The sequence below is a fragment of the Lacticaseibacillus hulanensis genome (assembly GCF_004010095.1).
GTDB lineage: Bacteria > Bacillota > Bacilli > Lactobacillales > Lactobacillaceae > Lacticaseibacillus > Lacticaseibacillus hulanensis.
This window is the reverse complement of sequence record NZ_RRYD01000015.1, coordinates 14014-35725: the sequence shown is the minus strand read 5'-3', so window position 1 is coordinate 35725 and position 21712 is coordinate 14014. Positions and strand designations below refer to the sequence as shown.

At 55.3% G+C, this 21712-nt stretch carries 16 protein-coding genes; 5 read left to right on the top strand and 11 right to left on the bottom strand.

Annotation, left to right across the window (positions count from 1 at the left end; translation table 11 throughout):
* The first annotated feature begins 84 nt into the window (after window positions 1–84).
* Window positions 85–1629 (top strand): ribosomal protection-like ABC-F family protein, encoded by a 1545-nt coding sequence (gene abc-f / locus EKN00_RS05135; RefSeq protein ID WP_127849080.1) that lies wholly within the window; start codon window positions 85–87, stop codon window positions 1627–1629.
* A gap of 135 nt (window positions 1630–1764) precedes the next feature.
* Here the strand turns inward: abc-f and EKN00_RS05130 are convergent, their stop codons facing one another.
* The 5 genes from EKN00_RS05130 to EKN00_RS05110 form a co-directional block, all read right to left on the bottom strand.
* On the bottom strand, window positions 1765–2397 hold the full coding sequence (locus EKN00_RS05130; protein ID WP_127849079.1) for a DUF1648 domain-containing protein: 633 nt from the start codon (window positions 2395–2397) through the stop codon (window positions 1765–1767).
* A complete protein-coding gene (locus EKN00_RS05125) occupies window positions 2387–2671 on the bottom strand; it encodes an autorepressor SdpR family transcription factor (protein ID WP_127849078.1) in 285 nt (94 codons plus the stop codon). Before EKN00_RS05125 ends, EKN00_RS05130 begins: the two co-directional genes overlap by 11 nt.
* Before the next feature lie 172 nt (window positions 2672–2843).
* Window positions 2844–5471: an ABC transporter permease gene (locus tag EKN00_RS05120; protein WP_164848029.1), complete on the bottom strand. Its 2628-nt coding sequence runs from the start codon at window positions 5469–5471 to the stop codon at window positions 2844–2846.
* 8 nt (window positions 5472–5479) lie between these two features.
* Window positions 5480–6181, bottom strand: a complete 702-nt coding sequence (locus EKN00_RS05115; protein ID WP_127849076.1) for an ABC transporter ATP-binding protein — start codon at window positions 6179–6181, stop codon at window positions 5480–5482.
* A gap of 101 nt (window positions 6182–6282) precedes the next feature.
* Window positions 6283–7161: a TMEM175 family protein gene (locus EKN00_RS05110; protein WP_127849075.1), complete on the bottom strand. Its 879-nt coding sequence runs from the start codon at window positions 7159–7161 to the stop codon at window positions 6283–6285.
* A gap of 225 nt (window positions 7162–7386) precedes the next feature.
* On the opposite strand from EKN00_RS05110, the gene EKN00_RS10810 reads away from it, so the two are divergent.
* Window positions 7387–7554, top strand: coding sequence for a hypothetical protein (locus tag EKN00_RS10810; protein WP_164848028.1), 168 nt, complete (start codon window positions 7387–7389; stop codon window positions 7552–7554).
* 68 nt (window positions 7555–7622) lie between these two features.
* On the opposite strand, the gene EKN00_RS05105 is transcribed toward EKN00_RS10810, so the two are convergent.
* The 4 genes from EKN00_RS05105 to EKN00_RS05090 all read right to left on the bottom strand — a co-directional run bounded on the left by EKN00_RS05105 (window position 7623) and on the right by EKN00_RS05090 (window position 15456).
* Window positions 7623–7928 carry a cold-shock protein gene (locus tag EKN00_RS05105; RefSeq protein WP_127849074.1) on the bottom strand — a complete coding sequence of 102 codons (306 nt, stop codon included), beginning with the start codon at window positions 7926–7928 and terminating at the stop codon, window positions 7623–7625.
* 921 nt (window positions 7929–8849) lie between these two features.
* Window positions 8850–11636 (bottom strand): cation-translocating P-type ATPase, encoded by a 2787-nt coding sequence (locus EKN00_RS05100; protein WP_127849073.1) that lies wholly within the window; start codon window positions 11634–11636, stop codon window positions 8850–8852.
* 326 nt (window positions 11637–11962) lie between these two features.
* Window positions 11963–13735: an ABC transporter ATP-binding protein gene (locus EKN00_RS05095; RefSeq protein ID WP_127849072.1), complete on the bottom strand. Its 1773-nt coding sequence runs from the start codon at window positions 13733–13735 to the stop codon at window positions 11963–11965.
* Entirely contained in the window at window positions 13735–15456 is a 1722-nt protein-coding gene (locus EKN00_RS05090) for an ABC transporter ATP-binding protein (protein WP_127849071.1), read from the bottom strand. The genes EKN00_RS05095 and EKN00_RS05090 overlap by 1 nt, the downstream gene beginning before the upstream one ends.
* Before the next feature lie 369 nt (window positions 15457–15825).
* On the opposite strand from EKN00_RS05090, the gene EKN00_RS05085 reads away from it, so the two are divergent.
* Window positions 15826–16449, top strand: coding sequence for a TetR/AcrR family transcriptional regulator (locus EKN00_RS05085; RefSeq protein WP_127849070.1), 624 nt, complete (start codon window positions 15826–15828; stop codon window positions 16447–16449).
* Complete coding sequence (cls, locus tag EKN00_RS05080; RefSeq protein ID WP_127849069.1) at window positions 16449–17921, top strand: cardiolipin synthase; 1473 nt, start codon at window positions 16449–16451, stop codon at window positions 17919–17921. The genes EKN00_RS05085 and cls overlap by 1 nt, the downstream gene beginning before the upstream one ends.
* Before the next feature lie 65 nt (window positions 17922–17986).
* Here the strand turns inward: cls and EKN00_RS05075 are convergent, their stop codons facing one another.
* On the bottom strand, window positions 17987–19426 hold the full coding sequence (locus EKN00_RS05075; protein ID WP_127849068.1) for a 6-phospho-beta-glucosidase: 1440 nt from the start codon (window positions 19424–19426) through the stop codon (window positions 17987–17989).
* Between the two features lie 23 nt (window positions 19427–19449).
* Window positions 19450–20490, bottom strand: a complete 1041-nt coding sequence (locus EKN00_RS05070; protein ID WP_127849067.1) for an oxidoreductase — start codon at window positions 20488–20490, stop codon at window positions 19450–19452.
* Window positions 20491–20732: 242 nt separating this feature from the next.
* Between EKN00_RS05070 and EKN00_RS05065 the strand changes: the two genes are divergently transcribed.
* Entirely contained in the window at window positions 20733–21605 is an 873-nt protein-coding gene (locus EKN00_RS05065) for a MurR/RpiR family transcriptional regulator (RefSeq protein WP_127849066.1), read from the top strand.
* The last annotated feature ends 107 nt before the right edge of the window (window positions 21606–21712 follow it).

Genomic DNA, 21712 nt, shown 5'->3' with positions numbered 1-21712 from the left:
CTGATTGCGTCCCCAGCAGCATTGTTTTGACCCCAGTGAGTGCCAATCTGCCTGACGTTTGCTTATTAACGGAGGCATTCATCTATGTCGAATATTATTATTACTAACCTCTCCTTCGCCTACCCCGGCCAAGATAACATTTTCACCCGGCAGTCCATTCAGCTCGACACCAGCTGGCACCTTGGGCTCACGGGCCGCAACGGTCGCGGTAAGACTACGCTGCTCAACTTGCTGCAGGGCAAACTGCGCGGCGACAGCAACACCACCATCAGTGCGCCCGTCACGTTCACCTACTTCCCGCAAGCAGTCCCGGATGCGCAGCTTGATGCCTGGCAGGTCGTTGCGGCAATTACCGACGCGGAATTGTGGCAGGTGCAGCGCGAACTGACGCTGCTGGGCGTGAGTGAAGACGTCCTGTATCGGCCATTTACCACGCTGTCTGGCGGAGAACAAACCAAGTTACTGCTGGCCGTGTTGTTTGCGGATGACCACTCATTCCCGCTCATCGACGAGCCCACTAACCACCTGGACCGCGCCGGCCGCAAGCAGGTCGCGACTTATCTGGCCGGCAAGAAGCAAGGCTACATCGTCATTTCCCACGACCGGAACTTCCTCGATGCCGCCACGGACCACACACTGACGATTGAAAAGCAGCAGTTGGTCCTGACACAGGGCAACTTCGGCGCGTACGAACAGGCCAAGCAGCGCCGCGACCAGACCGAGGCGAGCGAGCAGGCCCAGCTCAAGAAGGATATTGGCCGCCTCAAGCAGACCGCGGTCAAAAAGCGTGCGTGGAGCGCCAGCACGGAAAGTGACAAGTGGGGTGACGCCCACAAGTTCCGCAGCGGCAGCATCGGCGATAAGGGCGCAATCGGTGCACAGGCGGCCCGCGTGATGCAAAAGGCCAAGAACCTTGAGCACCGCATGGACAAGGAAATCACGAGCAAGGAGGCGCTGCTCAAGAACGTGGAGCACATCGACCCCCTCGCCCTCGACTACACGCCGGACCACCACCAAGTGCTCCTGCGCGCAACCAACCTCACCCTCAGTTTTGCGGGCGTGCCGCTCTTTAAGCCCGTCACGTTCGAGGTCAAACGCGGCGAGCGGGTTGCACTCGTTGGGCCAAACGGGGTCGGCAAGAGTTCTCTCATCGCGGCAATTTTGGCGCAGGCAGCAGAAAGTGGCACCGTGACTGGTCAAAGCGTTGCCCCCTTTGCCGGTGAAATCACGGGTGAAATCGACCTGGCCCAATCCGCCAGCCGCGCCCTGGTGCGCCAGCTCTACCCCGACAACCTGGGGTTCCTGCCGCAATTCGCCGAGACGCGCCACCTCAACTACCAGGACCTGCTCAACAACCTGCACAAGCTCGGCGTGGAGCGCAGCGTCTTCAACGTGCCCATCGAGGACATGTCGGCCGGTCAGCAGAAGAAGGTTGAGCTCGCCGCCAGCATGGCCACCGCGGCCGCCTTTTACATCTGGGACGAACCACTCAACTACCTGGACGTGTTCAACCAGGACCAGTTGATTCAGGTGATCCAGACCGTTAAGCCAACCATGCTGGTCACCGAACACGATCAGCACTTCATCGACGCCATCAACGCCAAGGTCGTAACCCTGGTGAAGGCGTAGATGCGCGCGAATCGCCGCTGCGGTCAGGTGCCATTGCCCAGACGCGGCGCAGCGACGATTGCACTAAAAAATAGGAGGTGATTAGCAAAGACTGCTAACCACCTCCTATTTTATTGTTGCCGGAAAACTCCCGACTTATTTCGCCGCCGCAAATCCGCGGTAGCTAACAACCAATACGGCAACAACGACAACAACAAGGACCACCACCGAGGCAATCGCACCAGCGAGCAGGCTCAGCAAGCAGGCAAACCCGCCGCCGACCATGACAAAGCCCATCTGCCGGCTCGTCTTTTTCCACGCTTCGGGGTGTGCCTGCCAGTTCGGCTTCAGCGGCCCACGGTTGTATTCGGCCGGAATCGTTGGCAGGTAGTTACCAATGGCAATGAAGACGAACGCAACGATGGTCATGGCAATGGCCCAGATGTTCACGTTCTTGTTCAGGTTAGCCATGATGGTTGCGATGTAGATCACAAGGGAAATCACCGGCAAAACCGACAAGCTAACCTTCTCGAACTTCTGCGCCGCGCCCTTGCGCATGCTGTTGAGCCAGGTGACACTCATCAAGATTACCTGGAACATCAGCATGATGAGCGGCAGCCCGAACACGGCCAGTGGCTTGGCCACGAAGCCGTTCGCCTGGTTCTGCGCACCCCAGTGAATCGCCATGGTCGCCGGCAGCTTGTCGTATACCGACATGCCGTACAAAATTGGTGCCAAAATCAGTACCAAACTCCAAAAAACGTATCTGAACCGTTGCTTAATCGTCATCGTCTTTTCCCCCTAAACCTAAACCATAAATCCACGTCAGCACTTCTTCGAACACACTCGCGTTGAGCTCGTAGTAGATGAAATTCTTCTCACGGCGTTCCGTAATCAGCCCCGCCTGCTTGAGTAGTTTCAGATGATACGAGACCGTCGCCTGCGTCAGCTCGGGATAGTGCTGGGCAATTTCGCCCGCCGGCAGTGCTTGCTTTTTTAACAGCTCCAAAATCGAGCGCCGCATTGGATCGGAAATCGCCTTGAGCGTTGCACTCATCGCCATCCGCCGTTACCCCCATAGTTTAGAATTATTTCTAAATAGAGTATAGGTTCTGCCACCGCCGAATACAACCACTATTTAGAAATAAATCTAAATTGCTCGTGCGGCGCAAAAAAAGATGCGTCAACCGTCAGTTCCCGGTCAACGCATCCAGTGAATCGATGAATTATTTTGCTTATTCCCGTGCCGCCAGCGCCTCGAGCATGTCGCCCCGCTTGAGCCGCACGTGCGTCACGTACATCACGATGGCCGTGAACAGCAACGTCAGTACCGTCGCCGCAACGTAGCCGCCCCAGCCGATAATAACCGGGAACAGCATCGTGTCGGTGGCCGCTTGCTGCAGGATGAACCGTGTCAGCACCTGACCAACGCCGAAGCTGCAGAGAATACCAACGAGCGTGAGGGCAATGTTTTCGCGGACGATGTACATCGTCACCTCGCCGTCGTAAAAACCGAGCACCTTAATCGTGGAGAGTTCGCGCATCCGTTCCGACACGTTAATGTTGGTCAGGTTGTACAGAACAACGAACGAAAGCATCCCCGACAGAACGATCAGGATCACCACAACGGCGTTCAAACTCTTGCTCATGTCGTCAATCGTGCTGAGCGAGTCGCTCATGAAGGTCGTGTTGACTGCGCCGCCGTCCTTCAGCAGTTTGCGTGCCAGTCGGCGTTCTGCCTTCTTGCTCATTGTCTTGGTCTGCACCAACAAACTGTTGGCCGGTGCATTCTTGCCCCAGGCCGCCTTGTACGCGGACTTGCTGAGGTAGATAAAGTGGCCGGTGTAGTTCTGCACGATGGCCGTCACGCGGACATATTCCTTGTGCCCGTTACTGTCCTTCACGCGCACCTTGTCGCCCTTGACCAGCTTCAGCACCTGCGCCGCCTTTTCGGTAACCACCATGCCGCGCTTCGGCAAACTAATTTGCTTACCGGCAGTAGTTTTCAGGCTCACGTACTTGTTAAAGCCAGTATCATGCTGCGGAACAATCATGCTGACACTGCTCAAACTATCATCCGGCGTCTGCAGTTCAACCGTGTCGCTCGTGGCCGATTGCCCCTGCTTGAATTGCCGGTTGTCATTCAAAATATCGAGGGCTTTGGCCGGCTTCTCGTCCGGTGCCATGCGCACAATGGTCTGGTAGTGAAGCACCTGTCCAAACTGGGTTGGCGCGGTGCCCAGGATGGAATCGCGAATCCCGAACCCGGTCAGAATCAGACCGGCACCCCCGGCAATCCCGATGATGGTCATGAACATCCGTGACTTAAACCGGAAGAGGTTCCGGAGTGACACCTTGGCGTTAAAGGAAAGGTGCTGCCACAGTGGTGTAATGCGTTCCAGCAAAATTTTCTTGCCGTTCTTCGGCGCCTTGGGCAACATGAGCTCCGATGGTTTGGTGCGCAGTTCCGTCGGCGTCACAATCGCCACCGCCCCGATCGTCGCAAGCAGTGACATGAGGGCTGCTAAGGCAATGTCACCCCACTGCGGCAAAACAACTTGCGCCGTGAAAATGTTGGTCTTGCTGATGGCGAGCACGAACCGGACCAGCCCCTGCTGGCCGATAACGACCCCGAAGACAATCCCAATGATGGCCGCCAGCAGTGCGTACAGGAAGTAATTGCGGGCAATCGCCAGCCCGGAGTACCCCAGTGCCTTCATCGTGCCGAGTTGCGTCCGGTCTTCCGAAATCATCCGGCTGATGGTGGTGAACGTGATGAGCGCCGCAATCAGGAAGAAGAAGACGGGGAACACGTCACCGATGGCCGCAATGCGGTCGGCCGACGCCCCGTAATCGCTGAAGCCGACCAAATCGGCCCGCTTGCCGTAGCTGTAATCAGGCTTGCTGATGGCGCGCTGCACTTTCTGCGTGGCCGCATCAACCTTTTCCTGGGCCGCCGTAATCTTGGCAATCTGTGCCGTCAGTTCCGGCGTCGTGGTGACCTGCCCGCGGGTCGCCCTGATTACGGACTGTTCACCCAGCGCCACCTTGGCCTTCGCCGCATCCAGTTCCTTTTGCTGCTTCGTTACCGGCTTCAGTGCGGTGTTAATCAGCTCGGTGCGCCGCGCACTGGCCCGACCCCGGAACGCCTTTTTGACCTGCTTCAACTTGGCCGCCACCGCCGCCTTGTAACTGGCGTCGTACGTGTCTCCGGCTGGCCGCTTGTTCAGCCGCAGCGCGAGGCTGGTGTAGACGTCCATGTTGATGTTGCTCTGCTTAACATAGGCAAAGTACGCCACGGTCCCACTGCCAATATTCGTGTTACCGCGGTCATAGTTATCATTGATGAACAGCGGTGAATCGGCAAAGCCCACAATCTTGTAGGTCCGCCGCTTCAGGTTCTTAGTTTTTTTCACCCGATACGTGTCGCCCAGTCGGTACCCGCCGTAATCCTTGGCGCGCGCATCGAGGACAATCTCGTTACCCTTACGCGGCAAGTGACCATCGCGGACCATCAACCGGTTTAGCCCCCGGTTATTCCGGTAGCCGAACACGTTCACAACCGAATCGTCGCTGCTGGCCAGGGCAAAAGTACTCTTGCTGGCGCTAACGGTGATTCCGTCTACCTTCTTGGCCCGGGCAACGTCGCCGCTGGTCAACCCGGCCGTGCTGGTGACGGAGATATCCTGCAGGTGCGCCGCCGTCAGTTCGCTCGTCGCCGTGTCGCGGTAGCCAGGACCAATGCCCTTGACGCCCACGAAAATCATCACGCCCAGCATGATGATGAGGGTGATGGCAATGAACCGGCCGCGGGTATCCTTAATCGTGCGGCCGAGCATGCGGTTCAAAATTTTGTTTTGCATCTGCCCACCTACCATTCAATCTGTTCAACAGGCAGTGGACTATCGTTGTCTTCGACGCTCCGCACGCGGGCGTCGTTGATGTGGATGACGCGGTCGGCCATCTTCGCGATTTCGGCGTTGTGGGTGATGATGATGACCGTTGCGTTGCGTTCGTGACTGGCAGTTGCCAGCAGACGCAGCACAGCCTTACCGGTTTCGTAATCCAGTGCCCCGGTCGGTTCGTCGCACAGGAGCAGCTTCGGGTTCTTGGCCAGCGCGCGGGCAATTGCGACCCGCTGCTGCTCCCCACCACTAAGCTGTGCCGGGAAATTATCCAGGCGGTCGCCCAGCCCAACGGCCTTCAGGGTGTCAGCTGGATCGAGCGCATCTGGCGTCAGCGCGGTTGCCATTTCGACGTTTTCGAGCGTTGTCAGGTTCGGAATCAGGTTGTAGAACTGGAAAACAAACCCGACGTCGGTGCGCCGGTAACTGGTCAGCTGCCGCTCGCTGAACTGGGCGATATCCACCCCGTCCACCATTACTTGCCCGCTTGTCGGGCTGTCCATCCCGCCCAGAATGTTGAGCACGGTGGACTTCCCCGCACCACTAGGCCCGAGGATAACGGTCAGTTGGCCGCGCTCCACGTCAAAACTCAAATCGTTGTTGGCAACAATCTCGGTTTCGCCCATCTGGTAACGTTTGAACTCGTTGCGAACCTCTATGTACGCCATATCATTACCCCCGTTATTACTACTGAATTGAAATTATTAACCCTAATTATGAACCCCGGCGCCACGCCTCTGCAAGCGGGTAAACGTGCATTTAGCTGCCGCTATTGCTGGTGGTAGCCGCCGCGATTCTGCCGGTCGCTCGGCCCATTGTGGCCGCCCGCGCCATGGCCCCGAAACCGGCGCTGTTCAAGCCACTTCTTCAGGTCGGCCGGCTGAATACCGAATTGCTTTTGCATCTGCTGGGCGAACTTGTCCCAGTTGGCACCGGCGAGCTCAAGGGTACCCGCGTCGTGGACTTCCTGCTTCATGTATCGCTGGAGTGCATTCATGAAGGTCCGCTTTTGCAGTGGGCTCATGGCGATGAAGTGTTGCCGGCCATCTGCGGTCATCGCCCCCGCTTCTTCGAGCTCGGATTGTTCACCCGAGTTAGCGAAGAACGAGCGCACGGTGATGACGATGAAAAAGACCATCGCCACGCGCGGGAAGAAATAGGCGAGCACGATGTTGGCGGCAATGAGGCTCCAGCTTTCGAGGTTGTGGTCGCCGTAAATCGACGCGTAGATTTTGGCCATGTCACTTTTTTCCGTGTATTTTTCGTGCACAATGTGCCGCACGATTACGCGTAGAACAATCGAGACAAGCAGGTACAAAATCCCGTAGACCATAACCGTGTAGTTGCTGGCAATCATCGTCATCGCACGCGTCGACGCCGGCACCAGGCTGAGCAAAAACAGCAACACGAGATCCCAGATAATCGTGTCCCGCTTAATTGTTTCCGCTTCGCCCATCGCGATGGCGTGCTGGTACCAGATGTTCGCGACAAAACAAAAGCTCACGGCGTAGACCCCAACGGCCTCCGCGAGCGCAAGGTAATCGAACTGTCCATGCACGGTTTCAATCGGCAGCTCCAGAACCATGATGGTGAGAATAATCGCAATGACCGCGTCAGCAAAAGCGTCGAGTCGTTTTTTCATGTCCATGTTATATATCCTTCATTCGTAAGTTAGATATTGTCCTTAATTCAGCTATTCTAGCAATGTTGCGGGCAAAATGCACCTCGGGCGAAAGTCGCAGGAAATAATCGGTAATGCGCTCGATGCGCACCGGCCCGCGACGGCCCATAATAATAATTGTCAGTGGTGTTATGCTTATACTACACTATTATCTAAAGCAATTATCGAGCTGAATGGCTCTGGAGGAAAAAAATGAACCCACAATTGAAGCAAATTCTCGTCATCGCCCTCATCGTCATCGTCGCCCTCATCCTACTACCATTCGTGGTCGGGATTCTGGGCATGATCATTCACCTCGCGCTCTTCCTGGCGATTGTCGCGGCCATCTACTGGGCGTACGTCAACTACATCCGCAAGTAAAACAGACTCACCGTGCACGCAAAAAGGGCCGAGACACCGTCTCAGCCCTTTTTTTATTCAGCTAAATATTACCCAGCCTGTTCCTCGAAAGACAAATTCTCTCTCGTTGCCAAGACCTGGGCCTTTGTCCATACCTCAGGGCCGGTTGTGCGCTCTGCGGCCACCACTGACCGCGCACGCAAACCGTTCGTTGCATTCATGTAATTGTGTGTTGTTGGTTCAACCTCAAGGGCAACTGTTTGTCCCTCCGCTGGATAACGTAGGCCGTTACTAAGAACAGCAGAATATGGCATAAACACGTCAGTTCCTTCGTCAGTCGTGATAACGCCAATACCGCGGTTGAGATCAAACCACTTAATGGTCCCATAAATCATATGTCAAATCCTGCCTTTCGGAGAGATTTAACCTACACTCATGGCGACCGAGTTTTCCTATTTCACCTGCTAGCCTCCCCCGGCTATACAGATAATTATTATCACACAATTAACCAACTATTATCGATAACTAGCTTAACGTTCAATCAAGCCGATTAATAACGATTTCGCAATCCCCCTCAGAATTACCTTGTCTACTTTATACCATGTAAAATCCCGCCATAGCAAGCATTTATCTTCTGACAGTTGTTTTTTTATCTGCTAAAAGTGAGACTTAATAGGGATACGATAACGTCGACATTATCATTAGATAACTAGACCACACTGGCATTTTCTTTGCAAACTTCCTGAAAATGCCCATATACAGCTTCTGAAAATTGTCGGAACAACTTTCACCGATAACAACACTTCGTAGACCGGTCGGGTGTTATTTTGTCACAAAACCATAAAAAATTTTTTGTGTTTTGAACCGACCCTTTTCATGCAAATGTATAACGTTATTCGCCGTTTTATCGGTATTTGTACCAACAACATTAATTGCATAGGACCAATTTACATATTTCGGTTCATTCATAGTGTTAACGAGTTTTTGTTATTTGTTAAGCACCTTAATTAATAATCGGCTGGTAGCGACGACCTTTTCCATGATTTTGTCGGCACCGTGATGCAACCTCAAGATGCGGATAGCAGACACACAAATCGCCCGACACCAAGCGCGTCGGGCGATTATACAGAGACAATACTACTGATGGTCGTGAGCCTCATTGCCGTCCTGCGCTTGGAAAACGAAGTGCAGCCGACGCGACTGATAAACATTCAGTACTCCGGCAATAAAAAAGGTGACTAGCAAACTTACGCTAGTCACCTTCTCTTCAATTATTATCCAAATTCAATTGTTCTACGCAGCGCGCCGGTTAGTTCCTAAATCGCCGCTTCACGCTTATTCTTCGTTAATCGCCGGTCAATCTTCTTGCGCAGTTCTTCAACCAGGAAGACCGGAATTGGAATGCATACGAGGAAGATCCATTCTGGCAGCCCCAGGGGACCCGTTTCGAAGACATCCTGAAGAATTGGCACGTACATGAGGGCCAGAAGCAACAGGAACTCGGAGAATATCCCGACGTTAATCTTGAAGTTCTTCCAAATCCCAATGGAGAAGACGGAAGCAGTCCGGGTCCGGCAGTTCATGACGTTGGCCATCTGGGTGAAGACCACCGCAGCGAGCGTCATGGTTGTTGCCTGAACGTAGACACTGCCGCTTGCCGCCAGCGGAATTGCTGGCCAGCCGTGCATGTGGTTGACGAAGAAGTAGCCAGCCGTCGATACAGCCGCACCAATCATGCCGTACCAGGCAAAGGCCCGCCAGAGTACGTTCTTGGTCAGAATGTGCTCATCACGGGAACGCGGTGGCATCTGCATGATTCCCGGTTCGGCGCGTTCGGCACCAAGTCCCAGTGCGGGCAGCATGTCGGTCCCGAGGTCAATGGTCAGAATCTGCATAACTGTTAGTGGCAGTGGAATCAAACCACGGCTGAACAGGAACAGGACTGACGGAATTGCTTCCCCAACGTTGGAGTTCAGGATGTACATCAGGAACTTCTGGATGTTGCTGTATACGGCACGGCCTTCTTCAATCGCCGCAACGATGGAAGCAAAGTTGTCATCCGTGAGAATCATGTCGGCCGCGTCCTTAGCAACGTCGGTCCCGGTAACCCCCATGGCAACGCCGATGTCCGCCTTCTTCAGCGCAGGTGCATCGTTGACACCGTCACCGGTAGACGCAACGATTTCACCCATCGACTGGAGCGTGGACACAATCTTGTACTTCTGTTCTGGCGCAACGCGGGCAAAAATCAGCTCGTCCTTGAACGCCGTCTTCAAATCTTCATCGCTCATCGCTGCCAATTCAGTCCCGGTAATGACACGGGCCTTGTTACTCGAAACAATCCCAATCTGGGCCGCAACGTTGCGGGCAACAACTGGGCTGTCACCAGTAACCATGATGATGCGAATGTTGGCATCGTGACATTCCTTAACGGCAGCGTAAATTTCGGGACGGGCTGGGTCAGCCATGGCGGCCTGCCCAACCAGGATCAAATCACGTTCAACTTCCTTGATGCCCCAGTCATCCAGTGAATCAGGAACTTCGGCAGCTGGAACGTCGCGGTAAGCAACGGCCAGTGTCCGCAGCCCGGATTCAGCGTAGTCGCTTTCGGCACGGCTTGCCCGATCAATATCGGTATCGTTCAGCTTGCGCACACCATTCTTGTCGAGAATCCGATCACACTGGGTGAGCATGTCACCAAGTGAGCCCTTCACGCAGATGCGCAGGTCGCCGTTGGGCAGCTTGTTGATGGTGGTCATGCGCTTACGGTCGGAATCAAAGGTCAGTTCCTTCACGCGCACCATTTCCTTGACCAATTCGTCGGCGTCAATCCCCGCCTTCTCCGCCATGATAATCATTGCGGCTTCGGTTGGGGTCCCGAGGAGCTTGGTGGTCCCGTCATCGCTCTGCTGAACACGCGTGTCGTTGTCGAGCGCCGAGATTTGGAGCAACAGTTTTAGTTCTGGGTGTTCTTCCAGCTTGGCTTTGTGGCCGCGGTACCTGATTTCACCGTTAGCCACAAACCCTTGGCCGGTAACCCGGTATTCCTTGTGGGGTAGCCAGATGTGGTTCACAGTCATCTGGTTCTGCGTCAGCGTCCCGGTTTTATCGGAGCAGATAACCGTGGTTTCACCCAGCGTTTCAACACTAGACAGTTCCTTAACCAGGGCGTGCTTCTTGGCCATCCGCTGCACCCCTTGCGCCAGGGACAGCGTTACGGTTGGTAGCAAACCTTCTGGAATGAAGGCCACAATCATCCCCAAGGCGAAGATGAACGCCTTGGCCATTGGGTAGTGGACAAATGCCACCGCTAGGACGAAGAACGCAATCCCGATACCGATGGCAATGATGGACAGTTGCTGCGTGAGGCGGTTAAGTTCCTTTTGCAGTGGGCCATCCGTTTTGGTCTGCCCCTGAGTCAGGGAAGCAATCTTCCCGAATTCGGTGTTCATCCCGGTCGCCAGTGCGACGGCAAGGCCGGTCCCAGCCCCAACGGTTGTCCCGGCGTAAATCACGTTGCTTTCGGCAAACTGACCTTCACCTGGATCGTACTTCACACTCTTGCTTTCGGGTACAGATTCCCCGGTCAGAGCTGATTGGTCAACCTGCATGGAACTTGCTTCCAAAAGCAGCGCGTCAGATGAAATCGCGTCCCCGGCCTGCAGGGCAAAGACATCGCCCGGCACCAGTTCGGTGGTCTCAATCTGGACCAACTTACCGTCACGCCGCACGTGGACGTAGGTTGGCAACATCTTCATCAACGAGTCAGTCGCTTTTTGGGCCGCGAATTCCTGCCAGAAGCTGAAGACCCCGTTAATCAGGTTCACGCACCAGATAGCAATCCCGAGTTCCGGCATCCCCGCAACAATCGCGATAATCCCGCCGACCCACAGTAAGATGGCCATCAGGCTAGTGAAGTTCTTGAGGAACATCAGAAGCTGTGATGCCTTTTTCCCCTTTTGAATTTCATTTGGCCCATATTCACGAAGCCGTTCAGCCGCCGCGTCGGAGGTCAAGCCGTCCCGAGATGTTTCAAGCTCTTTGAGTGCAACATCCTGAGGCTCCTTGGCCAATTCCTGTGGCGTCTTTGACAACTTACTCATATACATTCACCGTTCCTTTACAGGCGTGTGCAATTAGCACTGCGCCCAAATTGAAACCCAACTTTGTGAACGTTGCTTCCGCGTTCATAACGGTATTCTAACACCTGTAACTAGGAAAGGGGTAACAAAGCTGCCAAAAATGGCCAACTTTGTCACCCCTTTCATCATGATTTTAAACCGCACGCGCAAATCGCCGTCAGCTCGGCATTCGTGCTGCTTTCGTTTAGTAAGTCGCCGTTCAACACTTCGTAAAATCTGTTGCACCATGCAAGAATTGAGTGCGGCAGTTAACTAATTTGCCCAGCTAGTCGGTGCATTCGGGCATTTTACGCAAACACCATCTGCGACTTGTATAGCCCCGAGTAGAAGCCCTTCTCTGCCAGCAGCTGTTCGTGGCTGCCCTCTTCGATGATGCGACCGTCGCGCAGAACCGCGATGTCGTCGGCCTTCAGAATCGTCTTCAGCCGGTGGGCAATGACGAAGCTGGTCCGCCCGGCAATCACGTTGTCCATCGCCGCCTGAATCTTCTCTTCAGTCACCGTGTCGACGTTACTCGTGGCCTCATCCAGAATCAGTATCTGCGGGTTAGTCAAAATGGTGCGGGCGATGCTGACGAGCTGCTTTTGTCCCGCCGAGAACACCGACTGTTCGTCCGTAATCTTCGTCTCGTAACCCGCGGGCAGGCTCATGATGAAGTCGTGGATGTGTGCCTGCTCGGCCGCCGCGTACATCTCATCCTGAGTTGCGTCCGGTTTGCCAAAACAAATGTTGTCGGCAATCGTCCCGCTAAACAGCTGCGGGTCTTGGAGCACAATGCCCACGGTGTCACGCAGCTGGGTCAAATCCATGTCCCGAATGTCGACCCCGTCAATCTTGATGGCCCCGGAATCAACATCGTAGAACCGGTTGAGCAGGTTGATGACCGTCGTCTTCCCGGCACCGGTTGGGCCAACCAGGGCGACCATTTCCCCGCGCCGGGCCTTCAGCGTTACCCCGTGCAGGATCTCCTTGCCCGGCTGGTAGCCAAAGCGCACATTGTCGATGACCACTTCGTCTTTGACCTCGTGCACCGGCTTGCCGTTTGCCGGCCGGACCTCGTTGGGTGCGGCGTGAACCTCAGATACCCGCCGCGCACCGGTGATGGCCAGCTGAATCTGCGAGTACATGCTGGTAACCTGCATGATGCACTGGAAATACGACTGTGCGTACTGCACGAACACCACAATCAGTGCCAACGCCGCGCCGGTCGACATGCCGCCCTGCATCACGAGCCAGCTGCCCACGAAGATGACAATGGCGGAGGTCAGCAGCATCATCCCGTTCATTAGTGGCTGGAGAATCCCGGACCAGATCTGGCCCCGCAGCGCGGTCTTTTTCACCGTGTTGTTCAGCTGCTCGAAGCCCTTAATCGAGTCTTCCTGCAGGCCGTTTGTGATAATCACCTTTTGGCCCGTAATCTGCTCGTTGACGTAACCGTTCAGCTTACCAATGTCGTTTTGCTGCTTGTTGACGGCCTTGCTGGCGATACTAATGTTAATCGCCGCAATCACGATAGCAATCGGCGTGGTCGACATTGCTACCAGCGCCAGGGTGCCATTCGTGTGGAACATCATGTACATGGCCCCGATGATTTGGGCAACGCTGTAGAAAATCTGCACGAAGGCTTCGTTGACGGCGTTGAAAATGTTATCCAGGTCACTCGTAAATCGGGCGAGAATGTCGCCGTCGCTGTGCGTGTCAAAGTACTCAACGCGCATCTTCTGCATTTTGCCGAACAAATCCGTCCGCATGTGGCCAGTTGCGACCCCACCAATCCAGGACAGGAACATCGACGTCCCGAAGTCACCGACACCGGTGAGCAACTGGAACAGCGCGTACAGGGCGACGTCGGTGTAAAACACGCCGAGGTTGCCCCCGCCGCCGTGCTGCCAGGCACCCAGGAAATTCGATAGGTCCTCAACCGTACGCCCGAGGTAAATTGGGGAAAGCGCGTTGAAGCTGGCAAACAGGATGAGGCACACTAACGTCCCGGCAAACTGCCAGTGATACCGGTGCAGATAGTGGTAGTAAAACCGCCCGGCAATCCGTAAATCCTTCATTAGATGGTCCTCCCTTCCCGCGCCTTTTGCGTCGTGTAGATTTCCCGATAAATCGGGCTGCTGTCCAGCAACTGCTCGTGCGTGCCGCTCGCAACAACGCGCCCCTTGTCCATGACCAGGATGCGGTCGGCCTTGATGATTGACGAAATCTTCTCGGCAATAATCACGGTCGTCATCCCCTGCAGCTCCCGCGCCAGTGCCTCTTGCACGAGGCGCTCGCTGCGGGCATCAAGGGCACTGGTGGAATCGTCCATAATCAGGATGTTCGGCTTGCCAATCACCCCGCGGGTAATCGCTAGCCGCTGCTTTTGGCCGCCGGAGAAGTTCGCGGACCGCTCTTCCACTTCCGCATCGAACTGCCCGTCCAGTCGGCGAATGAATTCCTCCGACTGCGCGACCTCCGCGGCCCAGCGCATGTCGGTGACCGTTGCGTCCGGTTTGCCCTGGCGCAAGTTCTGGGCAATGGTTCCGGAAAACAGGGTCGCGCGCTGGAGCACCATCCCGATGGTTTTGCGCAGGGTGGCGGCCGCAACGTCCTTCACGTTCTGACTACCGACCCGCACGACCCCCGCTTCGGGATCAAACAGGCGCGGAATTAGTTGGGCCAGCGTGGACTTACCCGCCCCGGTCGCCCCGACAATCCCGACCATTTCGCCTGGCGCCACCTTAAAGGAAACATCGCGCAGCGTCGGCTTTTTCTCACCCGGATAACTGAAGGTGACGTGGTCAAATTCGATGCTACCCTCAAGCTCGGTTTCGGGCACATCCTTGAACTGCATCGATGGCTTGTGCTGCAATACTTCGCCGATTCGGCCCAGTGAAACGAAGGCACGGGTCGCGCCGGTGGCGATGAAGCCGGCGTTAATGACCGCCATCAGTAGCTGCATCATGTACCCAACGAAACTGGCAATCGCCGCCAGGTTCTCGGGGTGATCCGTGATGTTGTGGCCGACAAGGAAAATCGCGCCGGCAACTGCCAGGTTCGCGAAGGTGAAAAAGCCCGGCATCATCATGGAGAATGCGTAGCCGATTTTGATGGAGACCTTGGTCATCTTATCGGACGCCCCAGCGAATTCCTTTTCCTGGTTGGCCTCCTGGTTGAACGACTTCACCACGCGCACACCCATCAGGTTCTCGCGCGCAATGGTGTTCACCTGGTCGATGTAGCCCTGAACCTCACCGAAGTAATGGCTCATCGTGGTCATCCCGAACCACGCAATCGCGACAATGATGACAATCATCAGCAGAATCAGCCACCACATCTCCGGAATCGTCATGATGGCCAGAATCAATGCACCGGCGAACATGATTGGCACCCGGGCAACGATTTGCAGCGTCTGCATGACCATCCCCTGCACCTGGTTAATATCGTTAGTCATCCGCACAACTAGATTGCTGGCGGCGAACTGCTCGATGTCGGCGAAGGCAAACTTCTGCACGTGGTGGTAGATATCCCCGCGCATCTTGGTGGAAATATTCAAAGCAGCGCGCGCACTAAAAATAGTGTTGGCAATCCCGGCCGCAATCCCGAGCAGTGCCAGCAGCAATAGTTCAATGCCGAGGCGACCAACTGTTCCCTTGTCGCCCTTAATGATTGCTTCCATGACCCCTTGCAATAGTTTTGGCTGCCACAAATTAGCGAACGCATACATTAACGTCGCGGCGATTGCGGCTAGTTCAACGCCCCAAAAGCGCCGCAAATATGGCCAAAGTGTTTTCATAATTCCTCCAAAATCTGCTCGCCGCAGCAGGCCAAATCGGCACCTGCTATGCGGGCAGCTAACGGCACATTATTCATTCGTGCCACCAGTTATCTTCTTCAATGTTAATTTTGCGTTCATCACGTGCTTAGCTCCTACTAATATAGCATAACCGCCGATATTCAATCCACGATGCATATCCGGCAGCCAAGCATTTATGTCCGCCACCCGTTAGATTATGGCAAAGACGCCGCGCGATGCCAATCAATTGCTACTTGAGTTGGCCAATTCCGCGCCAAGTCGCGTCACTTGATTGCGCCCCGTTAGTGCGCTACACTTTTTGCTATAACGACAATCATCGCAAAGTGTCGCAAGGCCAGGAGAAAAAACATGACGCAACCAACAGACCACGCAATTGAGCGCGCATTAATCGAAGTTCTGCGGCACAAGCCGTTCGAAAAAATCACTGTCGACGACATTGCACTACAGGCAGGCATCGACCGGAGCACATTTTACCGGTACTTCCACAACAAGTACGAGGCGTTAAGTGCGTCCATGCCGGTTCTCATCACTCCGGAGATGTTCGCCGAGCTCGACCGGATGCGCCCGAGCACCAGAATCGATTCAATTATCTGGTGGGTCGCGGACAACCGCAAGCTCATGCGCAACTTGCTTGTGGAGAACCAGCAGTTTTCTTCCTATCAGGAACTCGTGCGGGTTGTGTCCAAGATTCTCATGGAATTCGACGAGGCGGTTCAGGCCAATAATCCGAACGGCTTGCCGAAGATTGTCAAGCTGATTCGGCAGGCACCCGACCCGAAGCGGATGATTCACTTCGCCGCCGCCATGCTCGTGTCCGTGCTCACGGACTACATCGGTAACGACATCGAGATCAAGGCCGCCGACGTGCTCACCGACCTGCATTACCTATTCACCAATCTTGGTTTGGATGACGAGGGCGACACATTTCTGCCCGCTGAGAGGGCAGAAGTGCCGCGGAAAGAGGGTAACTGATGTTTGATTATGTTTTCCTGCACGCACCAGCGTTTATTTCGGGGTTAGTCGCCCTCAACGCGCTGGCTGCCATCATCACGGTTTTCCACACGCCGCGCAACATTGCGGCAACGTGGGCGTGGCTCCTCGTGCTCGTGCTCATCCCCGGGTTTGGTTTCATTCTCTTCATGTTCACCGGCCGCGGCTTGGGTCACGAGAAGCTGTTCCGAATGCACACGCAAGACCGCATCGGGCTGCAGGAAGTTATCGACGCACAAAAAGACGCGCTACCGCATTTTGGCCAGACAGATGCCGACCGGATTGTGCGGGAGCGCCAGCAGACCGTCGAGCTCTTCCGGCGCATCGACCGCGCCCCACTGACGCGGCGCAACGCCGTCAAGATTTTCACCGATGGTAACGACAAGTTCGCCGCCCTCCTCACCGATATTGCGCGCGCCAAGTTCAGCATTCACATTGAGTACTACACGATTTACCCCGACAACATCGGGACTGAATTGCGCGACGCACTGGTGGACCAGGCACTTGCCGGCATTGAGGTGCGCGTGGTCTATGACGCATTCGGCTCACACGGGACCAGCGCCAAGTTCTGGGCACCGCTCACCGCTGCTGGTGGCCGCGCCGTGCCGTTCGTCACCTCCACCAACACCATCTCGCGCTTCCGCCTCAACTACCACGATCACCGTAAGATTGTCGTGATTGATGGGAAAATCGGCTACACCGGTGGCTTCAACGTCGGTGACCAGTACCTTTCCCGCAGCAAGAAGTTCGGCTACTGGCGCGACACACACCTGCGCATCATTGGCCACGGCGTTTCGCTGCTCCAGATGCGCTTCATGATGGACTGGAACGCCTCGGTGACCGAGGACAAGCACCTGGCCTACACCCCCGAATACTTCCCGGCGCCAGACAAGCCAATCTCCGGAACCACGAGCATGCAGGTGGTCACCAGCGGCCCCGATTCGCCAACTGAGCAAATCAAGCTTGGCTACATCAACCTGATTAACTCGGCCAAGCACCGCGTGTGGCTCCAAAGTCCGTACCTGGTGCCCGATGAATCCATGATTACCGCCCTGCGCATGGCCGCGGCGGCCGGGGTCGACGTGCGCGTCATGATTCCGTGCATGCCCGACCACCCGTTCATCTACCGCGCAACGCAGTGGTACGCGAAGATGCTGACGGGTTTTGGCATCAAGATTTACACCTACGAAGACGGGTTCCTCCACGCCAAAACCATGCTCGTGGATGACGACATCTGCACGGTTGGTTCCGCCAATCAGGACTTCCGCTCGTACGGACTCAACTTCGAGGTCAACACCTTCATGTACGACTCCAAAGTCACCAAGGAGCTCGCCCAGATCTTCAACGATGACCTGGCCACCAGCACGCTCCTCACCAAGGAAATCATCGCCAGCTGGTCGCTATGGCTGCGCATTAAGCAAAGCTTCTCGCGCCTGCTGTCGCCGGTGCTGTAACAACGCAAAGGACCAACCACTTCCCCAACAATCCGGAAGTGGTTGGTCCTTTTGCGTTTGGTTAGTTATAGCTTTTCACCATTAGATTCAATGACTTGTTTGTACCAGTAGAAGGAATCCTTGCGACTGCGCTCAAGGGTGCCCTCACCGGCGTCATTCTTGTCGACGTAGATGAAGCCGTACCGCTTGTCCATCTGGCCGGTACAGGCAGACACAAGGTCGATGCAACCCCATGGCATGTAGCCGAGCAAATCAACGCCGTCTTCATCAACGGCCTTAATCATCTGCTTAACGTGGGCCCGCAGGTAGGCAATACGGTAATCATCGTGAATGCTGCCGTCTGCTTCAACCTTGTCGTAAGCGCCAAGACCATTTTCCACAATCATCAGTGGGACACGGTAGCGTTCGTAGAGCCAGTTCAAGCTGTTGCGCAGGCCAACGGGGTCAATGGTCCAGCCCCAGTCACTCTTTGGCAGGTGCGGATTGGTGACCTGCTCAGAAGTGCCGTCGAAGTCATAAAGTGGGTTGTCGTCCTTGGCCGCCACAGCGCTAGAGCTGTAGTAGGAAAAGCCGATGTAATCAACCTTGCCTTCCTTGAGCGCGGCCAAGTCCGCATCCGTGATGTCCGGAATGTAGCCGGTGCGCTTGCAGAATGCCTTCATGTAGCCAGGGTATTGGCCGAATACTTGCACGTCACTCCAGAATGACCGCTTCTGCATGGCCTTATCCGCCATCAGGATGTCTTCTGGTTTGGAGGATGCTGGGTATTGCGGGGTGAAGTTAATCATGGAGCCAATCTTGAAGTCCGGGTTAATTTCGTGACCGAGCTTCACCGCCTTGGCGCTGGCCACGAGTTCGTAGTGGGAAGCCTGGTACATTGCTGCTTCCCGCTCCTTTGGCGTTGCGTTCTTTTCAAACAGCAAGCCGGAGTCGGTGGCAACCATGAAGTCGTTGTTGTAGTTGCTCTGGTTGTCGATTTCGTTGAAGGTCATCCAGTACTTCACGACGTCCTTGTACCGGTTGAAGCACACGCGGGCGAAGTTCAGGTAGAAGCCAATCAGGCGCCGGTCACCCCAGCCGCCGTATTCCTTGATCAGGTGGTACGGCATTTCGAAGTGAGCGAGCGTGATGACGGGTTCGATCCCGTACTTCTTGCATTCGGCGAACATGTCGTCGTAAAACTTGAGGCCAGCTTCGTTCGGCTCTTTTTCATCCCCGTTTGGGAAAATCCGGCTCCAGGCAATGGAGGTCCGGAACGCCTTGAAGCCCATCTCGGCGAACAACTTGATGTCACCCTTGTAGCGGTGGTAAAAATCAATCGCCTCGTGGTTCGGGTAGTTCTTGCCCGGCAGCACGCCGTCCGTGATTTCACGTGGCGTCTTAGCGTCCCCGGCCGTCATCACGTCCGCAAGTGAGACGCCTTTGCCGCCTTCCTGCCAGCCACCTTCGAGTTGGTGCGCGGCAACCGCGCCGCCCCACAAAAATCCATCTGGTAATTTACTCATGTTAATCCCCCTAGATTTGCTTTCTAATCATCATTATCGACGCCAGCATTGCACTGCTTGATGCCTTCTTCTAGCAGGTGCATCTGGTAGATAGTTTCCTCATCCTTGACCGTCTTCGGCCCGCCGTTGATGATGGCATCATACAGACCCGCATAAACGCGGCTGTAATCGCCGACCGCCGACACGACCTTCTCTGAATGGTACTGTCCCGCATCGTCAATGTAGGTCAACGTGCCGTAATCTTCCGGCCGGTCAACGCCAAAGTCCGCGTGGTCCGGCATGTAAAAGTGCTTGAGGTCGTACTCCTGCCGGTCGGTGCCATACTTAATGAAGACGCCGCGCTTGCCGTACACCGCAAAGCTTGGCCGCGGCACCACGCGGAAGTAGCTGGACTTAACCGCAACCTTCATCCGGCCGTAATACATGTCGATGTCAAAATAATCGTTCATCTTCTGCGGCCCGAGCAGCTGGCGCACGTCGTAATGTACCGCATCCGCCTTGCCGAAATACGAGATGATCTGATCCAGCGTGTGGCAGCCGTGGCCGTACAGGAAGCTGCCGAGACGACTAAACTCATTGGCAGTTGGCACTTCCGGACGGTAGTAATCAAAGGTTGATTCCAGTTCAAGCAGTTCCCCCAACTTGCCACTGCCAATCACTTGCTGCACCGTCAGAAAATCTGAGTCGTAGCGCCGGTTCTGGTAGCACTGGACCAGCAGCCCCTTCGCCTTCCCCAAGGCAAAAAGCTCACGCGCCTGCGCTTCCGTTTCCGTGAATGGCTTTTCCACCAGCACGTTCTTGCCGGACTCAAGCACCGCTTTAGCGTATTCGTAATGTACTTGCGGCGGCAACGCGAGCACCACCAGCTGAATCTCGGGGTCGCTATAGATGTCATTCACATCCGTCGTGTAGTGTACCCCATCAATGCGCTGCCAGGTGTCGCGCAGGTGCCGGGCAAAGATCGTCTTGACCCGAATCCGGTCACTGAGTTTTAACGCAAACGGCAAGTGGTACCGGTTGGCACTCTTCCCGTTGCCGATGTACGCGATGGTTAATTGTTTCAAAATCAACCTCCCCGCCGGCGCCGCAATTACGCGCCGGCCATTACCGCGCGGGCAAGCACCACTCCCCAGTACACTTGCCCGCGACTTCTTATCAACTCCTTCAGTGTAGCGCCGCGGCAGCGCATCCGCCCGCTTTGCCAATCAATCTGGTCACAACTTTCGGTAAACGTTCCAAAACTAATGTAACCGCTAAACATTTGGTTCAGAAACAGGTATTGTGAAAGCATAGGGAGTGAAACAACATGCTATTAACTGACCAACTGCAACAAACAGCAAACATGACCGACAATGAGCAGCGCATCGCCGCCTACATCACGAGCAATCTACCGGCCGTTGCCGAAATGTCCATTCAGGAACTAGCCGCAGCCACCTACACCTCACATTCCGCCATTGTCCGCTTCGCCAAGAAGGTCGGCTACTCCGGCTTCCGCGAGCTCCGCATTGCCGTTGCCGAGGCGGTGCACACGAACGTCATCGAGCTGAACGACGTGGACGCCAACTTTCCTTTCCGCCCCGGCGACTCCGCGCAGGCCATCGCCAAGAACATGGCCGATCTAACCATCGCGGCGGTGCGGCGGGCACAACTGCAGCTGGACGAGACAATGCTCCACAAGGCCGCCAGCAGCATCGCCAGCGCCCAACGCTTATTCCTGTTTGCCATTGGCGATTCCCAGATTCGCGCTCGCAGTCTGCAAACCAAGCTGACGAAGATCAACAAGTACGCCGTCATTGCCGATGAATACGGGGACATGATGTGGATTGCGGCGACCATGCAGCCAGGTGATTTGGCCATCTTCCTATCTTATGGGGGCAACATCCCGCAGCACACCCAAGTGCTCCAGTTCCTGCACCGTCGCGGAATCCCCGCCCTGCTCATCACCGGTAATCCAGCCAGCGAGCAGGCCCAGTACGCCAGCCAAACCATCGCTATCACGCAAAACGAGCAGGAACGCTTCAAGGTCGGCACGTTCGCGTCGCAGGTCTCGTTCGAATACATCCTCGATTCGCTCTTTGCCATCGTCTACGCCCGCTCCTACCAGCAGAACCTCGTCCAGATGAAGAGTAACTACGCCGAGATGGCCAAGAGTAATTTGCTCGGCGACCGGAAGCTTTAAAGAGGTTACTGACCGCCGCCAACTATTAGGATTTGACCACATTCAGCCTAACGAACGATTTACCTAGCGAGCCACCGTGCTATACTTTTTCTCGGAGTGACTTGGGA

Bases quoted from the DNA above. Each gene is read 5' to 3' on its own strand.
- abc-f (WP_127849080.1), top strand. From the start codon at position 85: ATGTCGAATATTATTATTACTAACCTCTCCTTCGCCTACCCCGGCCAA.
- EKN00_RS05130 (WP_127849079.1), bottom strand. From the start codon at position 2,397: ATGACGATTAAGCAACGGTTCAGATACGTTTTTTGGAGTTTGGTACTG.
- EKN00_RS05125 (WP_127849078.1), bottom strand. From the start codon at position 2,671: ATGGCGATGAGTGCAACGCTCAAGGCGATTTCCGATCCAATGCGGCGC.
- EKN00_RS05120 (WP_164848029.1), bottom strand. From the start codon at position 5,471: ATGCAAAACAAAATTTTGAACCGCATGCTCGGCCGCACGATTAAGGAT.
- EKN00_RS05115 (WP_127849076.1), bottom strand. From the start codon at position 6,181: ATGGCGTACATAGAGGTTCGCAACGAGTTCAAACGTTACCAGATGGGC.
- EKN00_RS05110 (WP_127849075.1), bottom strand. From the start codon at position 7,161: ATGGACATGAAAAAACGACTCGACGCTTTTGCTGACGCGGTCATTGCG.
- EKN00_RS10810 (WP_164848028.1), top strand. From the start codon at position 7,387: ATGAACCCACAATTGAAGCAAATTCTCGTCATCGCCCTCATCGTCATC.
- EKN00_RS05105 (WP_127849074.1), bottom strand. From the start codon at position 7,928: ATGATTTATGGGACCATTAAGTGGTTTGATCTCAACCGCGGTATTGGC.
- EKN00_RS05100 (WP_127849073.1), bottom strand. From the start codon at position 11,636: ATGAGTAAGTTGTCAAAGACGCCACAGGAATTGGCCAAGGAGCCTCAG.
- EKN00_RS05095 (WP_127849072.1), bottom strand. From the start codon at position 13,735: ATGAAGGATTTACGGATTGCCGGGCGGTTTTACTACCACTATCTGCAC.
- EKN00_RS05090 (WP_127849071.1), bottom strand. From the start codon at position 15,456: ATGAAAACACTTTGGCCATATTTGCGGCGCTTTTGGGGCGTTGAACTA.
- EKN00_RS05085 (WP_127849070.1), top strand. From the start codon at position 15,826: ATGACGCAACCAACAGACCACGCAATTGAGCGCGCATTAATCGAAGTT.
- cls (WP_127849069.1), top strand. From the start codon at position 16,449: ATGTTTGATTATGTTTTCCTGCACGCACCAGCGTTTATTTCGGGGTTA.
- EKN00_RS05075 (WP_127849068.1), bottom strand. From the start codon at position 19,426: ATGAGTAAATTACCAGATGGATTTTTGTGGGGCGGCGCGGTTGCCGCG.
- EKN00_RS05065 (WP_127849066.1), top strand. From the start codon at position 20,733: ATGCTATTAACTGACCAACTGCAACAAACAGCAAACATGACCGACAAT.